The organism is Acidovorax sp. SDU_ACID1, from assembly GCF_045291395.1.
Taxonomy (GTDB): domain Bacteria; phylum Pseudomonadota; class Gammaproteobacteria; order Burkholderiales; family Burkholderiaceae_C; genus MR-S7.
Window position 1 is genome coordinate 2,855,573 of the sequence record NZ_CP152342.1, and the last position, 14,211, is coordinate 2,869,783.

Sequence of the window (14,211 nt, forward strand, 5' to 3'; positions counted from 1 at the left end):
GTGGGAAAAATCACAAAAAGAACGATCGTGCTTTTATGGATTATGCCAGCCCGGCGTGCCGGGGTCGAGCCCTGCTCCTCCCTCGGATGCCGCCTGCGCGACGCGCACCACGCGCTGCGGCGGGGCAATGTCGATGCCTGCCGCTCGCAGCCCTTCGAGCGCGGCCAGGTTCACGGCCGAGCGCACGTTGGCCGTGCCGGCGCCGGGGTCGGCGATCCAGTAGTTCAGGGTGAAGGCCAGTCCGTCGGGCACGAAGTCGACCAGGTAGGCCACGGGCGCGGGCTCGGCCAGCACGCGCGGCTGCGCCGCCGCGGCGTCGCACAGGATGCGCTGCACGCGGGCCGCGTCGCTGCTGTGGGCCACGGTGAGATTCGTCGTCAGGTTGAACTTGCGGTCGGAATCGGTGAGGTTCTCCACGCGCTGCGTGATCAGGCTTTCGTTGGGCACGATGGACTGGCGGCCGTTGCCTGCGCGGATCAGCGTGTAGCGGGTCTTGATGTCGGTGATGCGCCCCTCGAAGCCATCCACGCGCACGTTGTCGCCGATGCGCAGCGAGCGCTCCAGCAGGATGACGAAGCCGCTCACGTAGTTGGACGCCAGCTTCTGCAGCCCGAAGCCCAGGCCCACGCCCAGCGCGCCGCCCAGCACCGACAGCGCCGTGAGGTCCACGCCCACGGCCGACAGCGCGAACATCAGGCCGATGAACAGCAGCAGCGCGCGCGTGGCGTTCACTGCCACCTTGCGCATGGACAGGTCGCTCACCGCGCCGTCGAGCACGCGCCGCTCGATGGTGGACGACGCCCACAGCGCCGTAACCAGCACCAGCGCCGCCGACAGGCCGCCCTGCAGCAGCATGAGCAGGCTGATGGTGGACTTGCCGAAGGACAGGGTGATCTCGTCGAGCTCCTGCAGCACGCGCGGCAATAGCCCCGCGATCCACAGCACCGCCACGCCCCAGGCCAGCCACGAAACGATGCGCTCGAGCAGCCGCATCAGCGCCGAGCGCGGGAAGGCCATGGCCAGCACGCGCGCCACGAACCGGATCAGCACCAGCGATGTGAGCACGGGCACGGCCACGCGCAGCAGGAACACGGGCTGGTAGTGCGCCACGGCCAGCCGGCAGGCGTAGACCAGCGCCAGCGCCAGCATGGGGAACAGCAACCCGTCGAGCGTGCGGCGCCCGAACCATACAGAGTCGGGCGGCTGGCCGCGCCCGGCCACGCGGCTCAGGGCGTAGGCGACCGCGACGGCTCCGACCAGCAGCGCCAGCTCCAGCCAGGTACTGGAGCGCTGGAAGTCATGGGCGAGCCGGTCCAGCCACTCCATCGCTCACGCCTGCTGCTTCCAGGCCGGCTGGCGCTTCTCCGCGAAGGCGCGTGCGCCCTCCTGCGCGGCCTCGTCCATCATATTGACGGCCATGGTCTGCCCGGCGAGCTGGTAGGCGGCCGTGATGCCCAGCTCGCGCTGCTGGTACACCAGCGCCTTGCCCATGGCCACGGCCACGCGCGGCTTGTCCAGGATGGACTGCACGAGCTTCTCCACCTCGGCGTCCAGCGCCTCGGGCGCCACCACGCGGTTGACCAGCCCCGCTCCAGCGCCGTGCGCGCGTCGATGAAGTCGCCCGTCAGCAGCATCTCCATGGCCTGCTTGGCCGGCACGTTGCGCACCAGCGGCACGCTGGGCGTGGCGCAGAACAGGCCGTAGTGGATGCCGCTGGTGGCGAAACTCGCGGCGTCGCTGGCCACGGCCAGGTCGCACTGCGCGACGAGCTGGCAGCCCGCCGCCGTGGCCATGCCGTGCACGCGCGCGATCACCGGCACCGGCAACTGGTGGATGGCGAGCATCACGCGGCTGCACTGCGCGAAGAGCTGCTGGTAGTAGGCAAGCTCGGGGTTCTGCGCCATGTCCTTGAGGTTGTGCCCGGCGCAGAAGGCGCGGCCGTTGGCGGCCAGCACCACCACGCGCGCGGACTCGTCGCCCGCCACGCCGTCCAGCGCCTGCTGCAGGGCGGCGAGCATGTCGCTGCCCAGGGCGTTGAAACGGGCCGGGTCGTTCAGAGTGAGGGTGGCCACGCCGCGCGCATCGCGCGCAACGTGGAGCAGGGAATCGGTGGCGGTCATGGCGGTCCTTACAGATCGGCGAGGACGCGGATGTGGGCCTCGACGCTGCGCGCCAGCGGCCCCATCATGTAGCCACCCTCCAGGCACGAGACGATGCGCTTGTTGGAAAAGCGCCGCGCCACGTCCTTGATACGCATGGTGATCCAGGTGTAGTCCTGCTCGGTCAGGCCGAGCTGGCCCATGTCGTCCTCGCGGTGGGCGTCGAAGCCTGCGGAAACGAAGATCATCTCGGGCTTGAACTGCTCCAGGCGCGGCATCCAGACCATCTCGACGATGTCGCGCACGTCCATGCCCTTGGTATAGGCCGGCACGGGCACGTTGAGCATGTTGGGCGCGGGGTTCTGGTCGCCGCTGTAGGGGTAGAACGGGTGCTGGAAGATGCTGACCATGAGCGCGCGCGGGTCGCCGGCCAGGATGTCCTCCGTGCCGTTGCCGTGGTGCACGTCGAAGTCCACCACCGCCACGCGCTGGAGGTTGTAGCGCTGCAGCGCGTACTTGGCGGCGACGGCCACGTTGTTGAAGAAGCAAAAGCCCATGGCCTTGTCGCGCGTGGCGTGGTGCCCGGGCGGGCGCACGCTGCAGAAGGCGTTCTCGATCTCGCCGGCCATCACCGCGTCGGTGGCCGCCAGCGCCGCGCCGGCCGAGCGCAGCGCGGCGTTCCAGGTGTGGCGGTTGATGGAGGTGTCGGTGTCGAGCTGCATGTGGGCCGGGCCGCCCGCGTCCTCTTCATCGATGAGGCGGTCCGACAGGCCCCGCAGCGAGGCGATGTACATGCGGTCGTGGGCCAGTTCGATATCGGCCAGGGGAGCGAGCGGCACTTCGCGGTGGTCCAGCGCGTCGGCGATGCCAGTCACCAGCAGCCGGTCCTCGATGGCGTCCAGCCGTGCCGGGCATTCGGGGTGTCCTGGCCCCATCTCGTGCTTCCAGCAGTCGCGATGGGTGTAATAGCCCGTTTTGCTCACAGTCAACCCCGTCTCTCGTTCGTTTTTCGGATAACGTCGCGCCATGCACGCACAGCACAAGATCAAATCGCTCCTGGACCAGCTTAACACGGTGATCATTGGGAAAAGCTTACAAATCCAGGACTGCGTGGCCTGCCTGCTGGCGGGCGGTCACCTGCTCATCGAGGACGTTCCGGGCGTGGGCAAGACCACCCTGGCGCATGCGCTGGCGCACACCTTCGGCCTGCAGTTCTCGCGCGTGCAGTTCACGGCCGACCTGATGCCCAGCGACCTCACCGGCGTGTCGGTCTACGAGCGCGGCAAGGAGTCCTTCGTGTTCCACCCCGGCCCGGTGTTCACGCAGGTGCTGCTGGCCGACGAGATCAACCGCGCCAGCCCCAAGACGCAAAGCGCGCTGCTCGAAGCCATGGAGGAAAAGCAGGTGTCGGTGGAGGGCGAGACGCGCGCCCTGCCCCATCCGTTCTTCGTGATCGCCACGCAGAACCCGCACGACCAGTTGGGCACCTTCGCGCTGCCCGAGAGCCAGCTCGACCGCTTCCTGATGCGCATCTCGCTGGGCTACCCCGACCGCGCCTCCGAGCGCCTGCTGCTGGCCGGCAGCGACCGCCGCGACATGGTGGGCAGCCTGCTGCCGCTGCTTTCGCTAGAAGAGCTGGCCGCGCTGCAGCAGCAGGTGCTGGCCGTGCATGCGGCCGAGCCGCTGCTGAACTACGTGCAGGACCTGATCGCCGCCACGCGCTCGGGCCGCTGGTTCCTGCAGGGCCTGTCGCCGCGCGCGGGCATCGCGCTCATGCGCGCGGCCAAGGCGCAGGCGCTGATCGAAGGGCGCGACTACGTGGCGCCCGACGACGTGCAGGCCATCCTGCCCCAGACCATCGCCCACCGCCTGGTGCCCGTGAGCGACGCGGGCCGGGGCAGCGTGGAGCAGGTGCGCGCCATGGTCGAGTCCGTGCCGCTGCCCTGATGCGCGCCGCCCTCGCCGAGCGCTGGCGCCGCTGGTGGACCGCGCGCCTGCCGCGCACCGACACGCTCGCGCTCACCCAGCGCAACGTCTACATCCTGCCCACCGGCGCCGGGTGGATGCTGGCGCTCACGCTGCTGGTGCTGCTGGTGGCGTCGATCAACTTCCAGCTCAACCTGGGCTACCTGCTCACCTTCCTGCTGGCCGGCAGCGTGGCCGTGGGCATGCACCTGTGCCACGCCACGCTGCGCGGCCTCACGCTGCACCTGGCGGCGCCCGAGCCGCAGTTCCTGGGCAGCGCCACACTGCTGCAGGTGCAGCTGCACAACGCGCGGCGCACGCCGCGCCATGCCATCGCGGTGGCCGTGCACGGCGGCGGCCGCGCCACCGAATGGGTCTGGAGCGACGTGCCCGCCGGCGGCAGTGCCAGCGTGCAGGTGGCCTTCCGGCCCGAGCGGCGCGGGCTGCAGGACGTGCCCACGCTCACGGCGCAGACGCTCTACCCGCTGGGCACCTTCCGCGTGTGGGCGCTGTGGCGCCCGGCCGCGCAGGTGCTGGTCTACCCGCGCCCCGAGGTGCCCGCCCCGCCCTTGCCCCCCGGCGAGCCGCGCGCCGGCAGCGGCGGCAGCGCCCAGGCGCGCGGCGCGGGTGAATTCGATGGCGTGCGCGCCTACCGCCGCGGCGACCCGCTCAAGCTGGTGGTCTGGAAGAAAGCCGCCCAGGCGCTGGCCACTGGCACCGGCGACATGGTGAGCCGCGACGCCCAGCAGGCCCAGCGCCACGAACTCTGGCTGGACGCCGCCGCCACCGGCCTGCACGACCCCGAGGCGCGCATCGCCCGCCTGGCCGCCTGGGTGCTGCAGGCCGACCGCCTGGGCGTGGACTACGGCCTGCGCCTGCCGGGCCAGTCCATCGGCCAGGGCAGCGGCGCGGCCCACCGCCACCGCTGCCTGGAAGCCCTGGCCCTGCATTAAGAACGGAAATGGCCTCCAGCCCAATACCAACAAGCGCGAGCAGCTATCACAAAGGTAGCACCCTCGCCCACCTGCCGCGCGATGCGCGCGACACGCTGTTCCTGCTGGCCGTCGTGGCCTGCTGCATCGGCCCGCTGGCGGGCCACCTGCCGGCCTGGACCATCGCGCTGGCCATCGCGCTGCTGGCCTGGCGCGGCTGGCTGGCCTGGCGCGCGCGGCCGCTGCCCGGGCGCTGGGTGGTAGGCGCGCTGCTGGCGCTGGCCGTGGGGCTGACGCTGCTCACGCACCGCACCATCGTCGGCACGGAGGCGGGCGTCACCCTCATCGTCATGCTGCTGGCGCTCAAGACGCTGGAGCTGCGCGCGCGGCGCGACGCCATGGTGGTGTTCTTCCTGGGCTTCTTCACGCTGCTGGCCAACTTCCTGTTCTCGCAGTCGCTCGCCACCGCCGCCGCCATGCTGGTGGCGCTGCTGGGCCTGCTCACGGCCCTGGTCAACGCCCACCTGCCCGTGGGCCGCCCGCCGCTGGCGCAATCGATGCGCACGGCCGCGCGCATGGCGCTGCTGGGCGCGCCCATCATGCTGGCGCTCTTCCTGCTGTTCCCGCGCATGGCGCCGCTGTGGGGCGTGCCCGCCGAAACGCTGGCCGGGCGCAGCGGCCTCGCGGGGCAGATGAGCATCGGCAGCATGGCCTCGCTGGTGCTCGACGACAGCGTGGCCCTGCGCGTGCGCTTCCTTACCCCCGACGGCAGCCCCGGCGGGGAGCCTCCGCCGCAAAGCAGCCTGTACTTCCGCGGCCCCGTGCTCACGGCCTTCAACGGGCGCGAGTGGTACGCCCTCTCGCAGCCCGAGGCACGCGCCATCACCTGGGCCAGCCCCACGCCCGCGCACCTGCAGGTGGAAGGCGAGCCGCTGCGCTACGAGGTCACGCTGGAGCCCAGCCGCCGCCCCTGGCTGCTCACGCTGGATGCCGCGCGGGAGCGCCCCGAGCTGCCCCAGGGCACCTGGGCGCTAATGTCGCCCGAGCTGCAATGGATGGCCTCGCGCCCCATCCTCAGCGTGCTGCGCTACCGTGCCGAGAGCCACCTGCGCTTCAGCCACGGCCCGCAGCGCCGCACGCCCGAGATGCGCGCCTACGTGCAGCTGCCCCCGGACTGAACCCGCGCACCCAGGCCCTGGCCCGGCAGATGCAGGCAGACCCGCAACTGGCGGCCGGCGGCGCGCAGGCCTATGTGGACGCCGCCCTCGCGCGGCTGCGCACCGGCGGCTACACCTACACGCTGGAACCCGGCGTGTACGGCGAGCACACGGCCGACGACTTCTGGTTCGACCGCAAGGAGGGCTTCTGCGAGCACATCGCCTCGGCCTTCGTCGTGCTGATGCGCGCCCTGGACGTGCCTGCGCGCATCGTCACCGGCTACCAGGGCGGGCAGATGAACGCGATCGACGGCTACTGGACCGTGCGCCAGAGCGACGCCCACGCCTGGGCCGAGGTCTGGCAGGAAGGCCGCGGCTGGCTGCGCGTGGACCCCACGGGCGCCATCGCCCCCGACCGCGTGGGCCTGTTCCAGCGCCTGCAGGCGCCGCGCGGCGTGTTCGGCACGGCCATGGACGCCGTGGTCGGCCGCACGATGGTGCAGCACCTGCGCGCTGCCTGGGAGGCCATGAACAACGGCTGGAACCAGTGGGTGCTCAACTACACGCAAGGGCGCCAGCTCGACCTGCTCAAGTCGCTGGGCATGCAGTCGCCCAGCGCGCAGGACCTGGTGCGCCTCATGGGCGTGCTGGCCGCGCTGGCCGCCGCCGGCGGTGTGCTCTGGGCCGCCTGGGAGCGCCGCCGCCACGACCCCTGGCAGCGCCTGCTGCTGCAGGCGCGCACCCGCCTGGCCCGCGCGGGCCTGCCGCTCCCCCCGCACACGCCGCCGCGCAGCATGGCCCGGCAGGCGCGCGAGCGCTTCGGCCCGCCGGCCGAGCCCGCCGCCCAATGGCTGCTGCGCGTGGAGCAGGCCCGCTACGCCCCCGGCCCGCCACCACCCTCACCTCACTGCGGCGCGAACTGCGCCGCCTGCCCTGGCCCGCCCCCGCACCATGAACGCTGCGATCCGAAACGCTATTCTTACGATAGCTGCTTGCGCTTTCTCCATAAGCGCTACAGCCCAAAAGCCCCCCAAAAAACCCGCACCGGCCTACCACTACGCTGAAAGCGCCCAGGCCATGCAGTTCGCCGACGACCTGGCCGAGCGCCGCGGCCTGGACCGCGAATGGGTACGCCAGGCCATCGGCCAGGCCCGCCTGCTGCCGCAGGTGCCGCGCCTCGTGCTGCCGCCACCCAAGGGCACGCCGAAGAACTGGGCCGCCTACCGCGCGCGCTTCGTCGAGCCCATCCGCATCCGCGCGGGCGTACGCTTCTGGCAGGCCCATGCCGAGGCGCTGGCGCGCGCGGAGCGCGAATACGGCGTGCCGGCCGACCTCATCGTCGGCATCATCGGCGTGGAAACGCTGTACGGCCAGCAGATGGGCAGCCTGCGCGTCATCGACTCCCTCGCCACGCTGGCCTTCGATTTCCCCGCCGCCCACCCGCGCGCCGCCGAGCGCCAGGCCTTCTTCGCGCGCGAGCTGGAGCAGTTCCTCACCCTCATGGACCGCACCGGCATCGACCCGCACGCGCCGCGCGGCAGCTATGCCGGCGCCATGGGCCTGGGCCAGTTCATGCCGTCGAGCTGGGCACGCTACGCGGTCGACTTCGACGGCGACGGCCGCATCGACCTGTGGAACAGCCCCGTGGACGCCATCGGCTCCGTGGCCCACTATTTCGTGGGCCACGGCTGGAAGACCGGCATGCCGACGCACTACGCCGTGGCGTTCGACCCCGACCCGGCGCGGGTGCAGCTGGACACCCTGCTCGCCCCCGACATCCTGCCCAGCTTCAGCGCTGCCCGCATGGCCGCACTGGGTGCGGTACTGGACGCCGAAGGCAGCCAGCATGCCGGCCCGCTGGCGCTGGTGGAATTGCAAAACGGCGCCGCGCCGCCCAGCTACGTCGCGGGCACGGAGAACTTCTACGCCGTCACGCGCTACAACTGGTCGAGCTACTACGCGCTGGCGGTGATCGAGCTGGGCCGCGCCGTGGCAGCCGCCCTGCCTGCTTCCGCCCGTACCGCATCCCGGGAGTCCCCATGATCCTGCACCGTTCCCGCAGGCCGCTCGCGCACCGCGCGGCCTGGCTGCTGGCAGCGCCCCTGGCCTGGCATGCAGCGTTCGCGCAGGCGCCGGCCGCCCCGGCCACGCCCCCCGCGGCGGCCGCATCCGCGCCGCAGCCACCCGCAACGCCGGCCAGCGCGCACACGCTCGCCGGGCTGTTCGAGGACGAAGGCCTGCCCGCCCGCTTGGCCACGTCGTTCGACCAGATCGACGCCCGCTACGCCCCGCGCCCCGACGACGAAGCCGATCCGCAGCGCCGCGCGCGCAAGCAGCGCCTGCACGCCGAGCTCTCCCCCTGGCTGCGCGCGCAGTTCGACTGGAGCACCCGTCTGCTGCCCATGGCCACCGCCGCCTACCAGCGCGTATTGGGCGAAGACGAGGCACAGGCCCTGCGCGCCTATTACCGCACGCCCGCGGGGCAAACCTTCGTGCGCCAGGCCCTGCCCGCCGTCGAGGCAGCGCAGGCCGCGCTGGCGCAGCACATCCACGCCCAAGTCCTGGCCTGGCAGCAGGCCGCAGTGGCCGGAGCCGGGCCTCTCGCGGACGCCGACGCCCCTGCGCCCCGCAGCGACCACGAGCGCCAGGCGGGCGAACTCATCCTGCTGCTCGCGCCGGGCGAGACCTACCGCAAGCTGATGCAGGCCAAGGTGCAGGCGCTGGAATCCATCGAACCACACTGGCCCCCCGAAACCACGCGCGCCCAGCAGGCCGCGTGGCGCCAGCAGATTTCCGCCCGCGTGCGCGCCTTCGAGGCACGCCACGCCCTGCCGGTGCTGGCTCAGGCGGTGGCCGCGCGCATCCCGCCCGGGGAACTGGCCGCGTTGCTCGCCGCGGAGCGCACGCCCGCCCGCGCCGCGCAGCGCGCACGCACCAGCCTGGCGGCGCAGGCCCTGCAGAAGGACCTGCAGGACTGGCAGCGCCAGGAACTGCTGCCGGCGATCCAAGGCCGGCTCCTGGAGGCCCTGCGCGACGAGGCAGGCGCGCGCAAGCCCTGACGCCGCCGGGCGTCAGAACCGCTGCATCTGGCAGGCGTGCGGCATCTCGGCCTGCGCGGCCGTGAGCTGGCGCACCACGCGGAAGCCGTAGCCCGAGCCTTCCACGTCGAACTGCACGCCCGGCGCGCCGCGCCGGTCCATCACGCCCACGACGAGCTGCTGCTGGAACTGGTGGTCCGCCGCGCGCATGGCCCCCGCCTGGCCCGCGAGCTGGACGCTGGCTTTCTCCAGCGCGTGCGCGACGGCCGTCGCGTCGGTGCTGCCGGCACGCTCGATGGACTGGGCCAGGGATTCGACCATGAGCTGCATGCGCATGTGCACGTAGTCGTCCTGCGGCTTGGGGAAGCGCGCGCGGAACGCGCGGTAGAACGCCTCGCTGCCCTGCGTGAGCACGTTGGGCAGCCAGTCGGCCACCGCCACCACCTTGCCCACGCCCGCTTCGCCCAGCGCGGCGGGCGCGCCCAGGGCGTTGCCGTAGAAGGTGTAGAACATGCCGTCGTAGCCCACTTCGCGCGCGGCCTTGACGAGCAGCGTGAGGTCGTTACCCCAGTTGCCGGTGATGACGGCCTGCGCGCCGCTGGCCTTGATCTTCACGGCATAGGGCGCGAAGTCCTTCACGCGGCCCACGGGGTGCAGCTCATCGCCCACCACGGCCACGTCGGGCCGCTGGCTCGCGAGCTGGCGCCGGGCCTCGCGCAGCACGGCCTGGCCGAAGCTGTAGTCCTGGCCGATGAGGTAGACGTTCCTGACGCTCCTGTCCTCGCGGATCACCTGCATCAGCGCGGCCATGCGCATGTCGGCATGGGGATCGAAGCGGAAGTGCCAGAAGCTGCACTTCTCGTTGGTCAGCGCGGGATCGACGGCAGAGTAGTTCAGGAACACCACGCGCCGCTGCGGGTCGCGCTGGTTGTGCTTGTTGACGGCCTCGACCAGCGCCGCGGCCGTCGCGGACGAGTTGCCCTGCATGACGAAGCGCGCACCGTCGTCGATGGCCGCGCGCAGGGCCGACAGCGCCTCCTCGTTCGTGCCCTTGCTGTCGTAGCGGGTGAGGACCAGCGGGCGGGCGCCGCCCTCGGCCGATGGCAGCTGCACGCCGCCGCGCGCGTTCACGCGCTCCATGGCCCAGGCGATGTTGCGGAACACCGCCTCGCCCGTGTTGGCGAAGCTGCCCGACAGGCTTTCGACCAATGCCACCTTGATGGGCGCGCCTGCGGGCTGCGCGGCGGTGGTGGTTTGCACCGGCAGCGGCGCGGCGGCGGCCCCGAGGGCCCATGCGCAGGCGACGGCGGCCTGGCGGCGGGAGATGGACATCATGCGTGCGAGAAGAAAGGAACGGAGCGGTGCTGCGCAGCGGTTGCGGTGCGAAGACCCCAGGACGATGGGAAGGCGCTGCCGCCTACTCGGCCGGCGGCAGCTCGGTGCCGCGGTCCACGGCCTCGCGCTCCTGCAAAGGCACGGGATGGGCCGTGGCCGGGCGCAGGTCGGGCAGCACGCCCACGTAGCGCTCGAAGATCTGGAAGAAGCGCTCGTAGAACTGCGCGTCCGTGACGGTTTCGCTGCCCACCTTGACCAGCGTGTCGTCGGTGGCGCTCACCGGCAGCGACACCGAGCCGATGGCCCCGACCCCCAGCGAGGCGGAGTTGTTGATCTTCTTGATCACGTAGCGGTCCTGCAGCGCGCTGGCGAAGGCCGAGGTGCGCGTGTCGCCCAGCCCCTCGGGGGCGCAGACGATGCGCATCTCCACCTCGTAGTGCACGTCGGTGTGCGGCTGGTAGTACTTGCGGCCGGCGACCAGTTCGCTGGTGGCGGTGTGCACCAGGTAGCCCTGGCTCAGCAGCGCGCGGCGCGCGGCCTCGCAGGTGCGCTCCTGCGAGGCGCCAATGTGGCGCGTGTGGATGCTGGCACCGTCGAAGTCGTTCGGCGTGAAGGCCAGGTTGCGGTCCAGCCCGGGCATGGACTCCGGCATGCGCGCGCAGCCCGCCAGCAGCGCAGCGGCCAGCAGCAGAAGGGAAAAGGGAGCAAGCGGACGAGAGGAACGGCGTCGAGAACGGTTCACGGCAATCAGGGGGCGGTATGTCGCAGCAACGCACATTGTGAAGCCTGTATGGCCCGGAGCGTGCGGCGCGCCCCTGTAACCCATCGCAACGTCATGCCCACTGCCACGGGCCGCACGACCCTCAGCCGGCGATGGCATCCAGCGGCCAGCGCGGCTTGACGTCGAAGGCGTAGTCGCGGTTGGGCTGCTGCTGCCCTGCCTGCAGGCGCATGGCGGCAGCCATGGCGATCATGGCGCCGTTGTCGGTGCACAGGTGCAGCTCGGGGTAGTGCACGCGCACGCCACGCCGCGCGCAGGCCGCGTCGAGCTGCGCGCGCAGCAGCCGGTTGGCGCCCACGCCGCCCGCCACCACGAGGCGTTGCAGGCCCGTGGCGTCCAACGCCATCAGGGATTTCTTCACCAGCACCTCGACGATGGCGGCCTGCGTGCTGGCCGCCAGGTCGGCGCGGCGCGCCTGCAGGCCGTCGCCGAGCTTCTTCGCCTGGGTGAGCACGGCGGTCTTGAGGCCGGCGAAGGAAAAGTCCAGGTCGCCGCTGTGCAGCAGCGGCCGGGGCAGCTTGAAGGCGGCGGGGTCGCCCTCCTGCGCCAGGCGCGAGAGCGCCGGCCCGCCGGGATAGCCCAGGCCCAGCAGCTTGGCGGACTTGTCGAAGGCCTCGCCGGCCGCGTCGTCGATGGTCTCGCCCAGGATGGCGTAGCGCCCCACGCCGTCCACGCGCATGAGCTGCGTGTGCCCGCCGGACACCAGGAGCGCGATGAAGGGAAACTCCGGCGGGTCGCTGCTCAGGAAGGGCGAGAGCAGATGCCCCTCCAGATGGTGCACGCCCAGCACCGGCCGATCCAGCGCCGCGCCCAGCGCGCAAGCCACGCCCGCGCCCACCAGCAGCGCGCCGGCCAGGCCCGGGCCGCGCGTGTAGGCGACCACGTCCACGTCGGCCAGCTCCTGCCGCGCCTCGGCCAGCACCGCCTGCGTGAGCGGCAGCACGCGGCGGATGTGGTCGCGGCTGGCCAGCTCGGGGACCACGCCGCCGTAGTCCTGGTGCATCTCGATCTGGCTGTGCAGCGCGTGCGCCAGCAGCACCGGCAGGCCGCCGCCGGCCTGCGCGCGCACGAGCGCCACGCCGGTTTCGTCGCAGGAGGATTCGATGCCCAGGATCAGCCCATTCATAGGGCCGCAAGTGTAGCCCCCGCTCCCCGTCCCCCTCACCAGCGGTCGGAGCGCATGCGCAGCTCCCAGCTGCCCTTGCGCAGCTCGTACACGCCCACGGCGCCGTAGCGCAGCTCGCCCTTGTCGTCCCAGGTCATGGTGCCGGTGACGGGGGCGTAGCCGTTGATGGTGCGCAGTGCCTTGGTGATGTCCGCGGGCGCGGCCGAGCCGGCCTTCTTGATGGCCTCGCTGAGGACGTACATCGCGTCGTAGGTGTAGTGGCCGCCATAGGCGGGGGCTTTCCGGAAGGCCGCTTCGTACTTGGCCAGGAATTGCCGGCCGGTGGTGAACTCGGTCACGTCGAGCACGGGCGAGGTGGCGTAGATGCCGTCGACCACGCCCATGCCCTGGGTCATGTCGGTGGTCTTGACCAGGTCCCCGCCCAGCAGGGCCAGGCGCGTATGGCCAATCTTGCGCAGCTCCTCGAGCAGCGCCAGGGCCTGGAAGTCGTTGAGCATGCAGACGATGACGCTTACCCGCTCGTCCCTGAGCTTGGCCGCGAGGTCGGCGAAGGCGACGGTCTTGTCGTCGAAGCTCTGGCGCACGGTGATGTTCTTGCGGGCCGCCTGCAGCTCGGCGGCCGCACCGTCGGCCAGGCCCTTGCCGTAGGGCGAGCCGTCGTCCACCACGGCATAGCTCTCGGCGTTGAGCTGCGTGGCCGCGAAGGAGCCGATGGCGCGCGCCTGCAGCGAGTCGTTGGCCACGATGCGAAAGGGCGTGCCCAGCCCCATCTGCGTGATCCGGGGGTTGGTGGAGATGACGAGTTGCGGCACCTGCCTGGCCGCGTACAGCGGCGCGGCCTCGATGCTTACGCCCGAATTCAGGTGGCCGATCACCGCCACCACGCCCGAGTCCAGCAACTGCTGCGCCGCCGCGCGCCCGGCCACGGGGTCGGAGCGGTCGTCCTGCGCCACGATCTCGAAGGCCACGCGCTTGCCGTCGACCTGCACGCCGGACCGGTTCAGCTCGTCCACCGCCAGCTTCACGCCGTTGAGCAGGTCCTGCCCCAGGCCCGCGATGGGCCCGGACAGCGGCTGGGCCACGCCGATCTTGATGGTGTCGGGCACCTTGCTGCAGCCAGGCAGTCCCGCGCCGGCCAGCGCTGCCGCGCCCAGGCCGGCAGAGAACCTGCGGCGGCTTATTGCATTGTTCACGCGCGCGCTCCTTCGTAAGGAAAAATGTGACCGGATGTATATCCACGAAGGAGGTCACGCGACAGCGGGAATGCCCGCATGGCCGCGGGCACCAGGGCAAACCCCGATGCCTGCGGCCCCGGCTGCATCAACGTGCGCCGGTGATGTACTGCTCCATCTGCTCGATAAGGAACTGCTGGTGCGAGATGATGTTCTTCACCAGGTCGCCGATGGACACCAGCCCCACCACCTCGCCATCGTCCACCACGGGCAGGTGGCGCAGGCGGTTCTCGGTCATGAGGGCCATGCAGTGGTCGGTGCTCTGCGTGGAGCGCACGAAGCGCACGGCGCGCGTCATCACCTCGCGCACGGGCGTGTCGCCCGAACTGCGGCCCAGCAGGACCACCTTGCGGGCGTAGTCGCGCTCGGTGAAGATGCCCGCGATCTGCCCGTCCTCCATCACCAGCAGCGCGCCGATCCCCTTGTCGGCCATGAGGCGCAGCGCGGAAAGGATGGTGTCCGAGGGGGCGACGCTGTAAATCTGCGCGCTGGACTTGGACTTGAGGATTTCTGCAACGGTTGTCATGGCGGCCTCCCTGGCTGTGA

The 14,211-nt window shown here is 71.4% G+C and carries 11 protein-coding genes and 2 pseudogenes; 5 read left to right on the forward strand and 8 right to left on the reverse strand.

Annotation, left to right across the window (positions count from 1 at the left end):
• Positions 1–33: 33 nt before the first annotated feature.
• From AAG689_RS14115 to AAG689_RS14125, 3 genes and pseudogenes are all read right to left on the reverse strand, one after another.
• A complete protein-coding gene (locus tag AAG689_RS14115) occupies positions 34–1,326 on the reverse strand; it encodes a mechanosensitive ion channel family protein (protein ID WP_406622582.1) in 1,293 nt (430 codons plus the stop codon).
• A 3-nt stretch (positions 1,327–1,329) separates the two neighbouring features.
• Positions 1,330–2,120: pseudogene (locus AAG689_RS14120) on the reverse strand (enoyl-CoA hydratase).
• Between the two features lie 8 nt (positions 2,121–2,128).
• Positions 2,129–3,034 (reverse strand): histone deacetylase family protein, encoded by a 906-nt coding sequence (locus AAG689_RS14125; RefSeq protein ID WP_406626342.1) that lies wholly within the window; start codon positions 3,032–3,034, stop codon positions 2,129–2,131.
• 91 nt (positions 3,035–3,125) lie between these two features.
• On the opposite strand from AAG689_RS14125, the gene AAG689_RS14130 reads away from it, so the two are divergent.
• The 5 genes and pseudogenes from AAG689_RS14130 (at position 3,126) to AAG689_RS14150 (ending at position 9,212) form a co-directional block, all read left to right on the forward strand.
• The gene (locus tag AAG689_RS14130) at positions 3,126–4,046 is read left to right on the forward strand and encodes a MoxR family ATPase (protein ID WP_020228248.1); all 921 of its coding nucleotides are present in this window, start codon (positions 3,126–3,128) and stop codon (positions 4,044–4,046) included.
• Entirely contained in the window at positions 4,046–5,017 is a 972-nt protein-coding gene (locus AAG689_RS14135; RefSeq protein WP_406622583.1) for a DUF58 domain-containing protein, read from the forward strand. The genes AAG689_RS14130 and AAG689_RS14135 overlap by 1 nt, the downstream gene beginning before the upstream one ends.
• Before the next feature lie 8 nt (positions 5,018–5,025).
• Positions 5,026–7,108: pseudogene (locus tag AAG689_RS14140) on the forward strand (DUF3488 and DUF4129 domain-containing transglutaminase family protein).
• Complete coding sequence (gene mltB / locus AAG689_RS14145) at positions 7,105–8,196, forward strand: lytic murein transglycosylase B (protein ID WP_406622584.1); 1,092 nt, start codon at positions 7,105–7,107, stop codon at positions 8,194–8,196. The pseudogene AAG689_RS14140 and the gene mltB overlap by 4 nt, the downstream one beginning before the upstream one ends.
• Positions 8,193–9,212 (forward strand): DUF2059 domain-containing protein, encoded by a 1,020-nt coding sequence (locus tag AAG689_RS14150; RefSeq protein WP_406622585.1) that lies wholly within the window; start codon positions 8,193–8,195, stop codon positions 9,210–9,212. Before mltB ends, AAG689_RS14150 begins: the two co-directional genes overlap by 4 nt.
• A 12-nt stretch (positions 9,213–9,224) precedes the next feature.
• On the opposite strand, the gene AAG689_RS14155 is transcribed toward AAG689_RS14150, so the two are convergent.
• The 5 genes from AAG689_RS14155 to AAG689_RS14175 form a co-directional block, all read right to left on the reverse strand.
• Positions 9,225–10,526, reverse strand: a complete 1,302-nt coding sequence (locus AAG689_RS14155) for a branched-chain amino acid ABC transporter substrate-binding protein (RefSeq protein ID WP_406622586.1) — start codon at positions 10,524–10,526, stop codon at positions 9,225–9,227.
• Between the two features lie 82 nt (positions 10,527–10,608).
• Positions 10,609–11,268: a DUF2242 domain-containing protein gene (locus AAG689_RS14160; protein WP_406622587.1), complete on the reverse strand. Its 660-nt coding sequence runs from the start codon at positions 11,266–11,268 to the stop codon at positions 10,609–10,611.
• A 121-nt stretch (positions 11,269–11,389) separates the two neighbouring features.
• Positions 11,390–12,433: a tRNA (adenosine(37)-N6)-threonylcarbamoyltransferase complex transferase subunit TsaD gene (gene tsaD / locus AAG689_RS14165; protein ID WP_406622588.1), complete on the reverse strand. Its 1,044-nt coding sequence runs from the start codon at positions 12,431–12,433 to the stop codon at positions 11,390–11,392.
• A gap of 35 nt (positions 12,434–12,468) precedes the next feature.
• Positions 12,469–13,626, reverse strand: coding sequence for a branched-chain amino acid ABC transporter substrate-binding protein (locus AAG689_RS14170; RefSeq protein ID WP_406622589.1), 1,158 nt, complete (start codon positions 13,624–13,626; stop codon positions 12,469–12,471).
• A 127-nt stretch (positions 13,627–13,753) separates the two neighbouring features.
• A complete protein-coding gene (locus AAG689_RS14175) occupies positions 13,754–14,191 on the reverse strand; it encodes a CBS domain-containing protein (RefSeq protein ID WP_020228257.1) in 438 nt (145 codons plus the stop codon).
• Between the last annotated feature and the right edge of the window lie 20 nt (positions 14,192–14,211).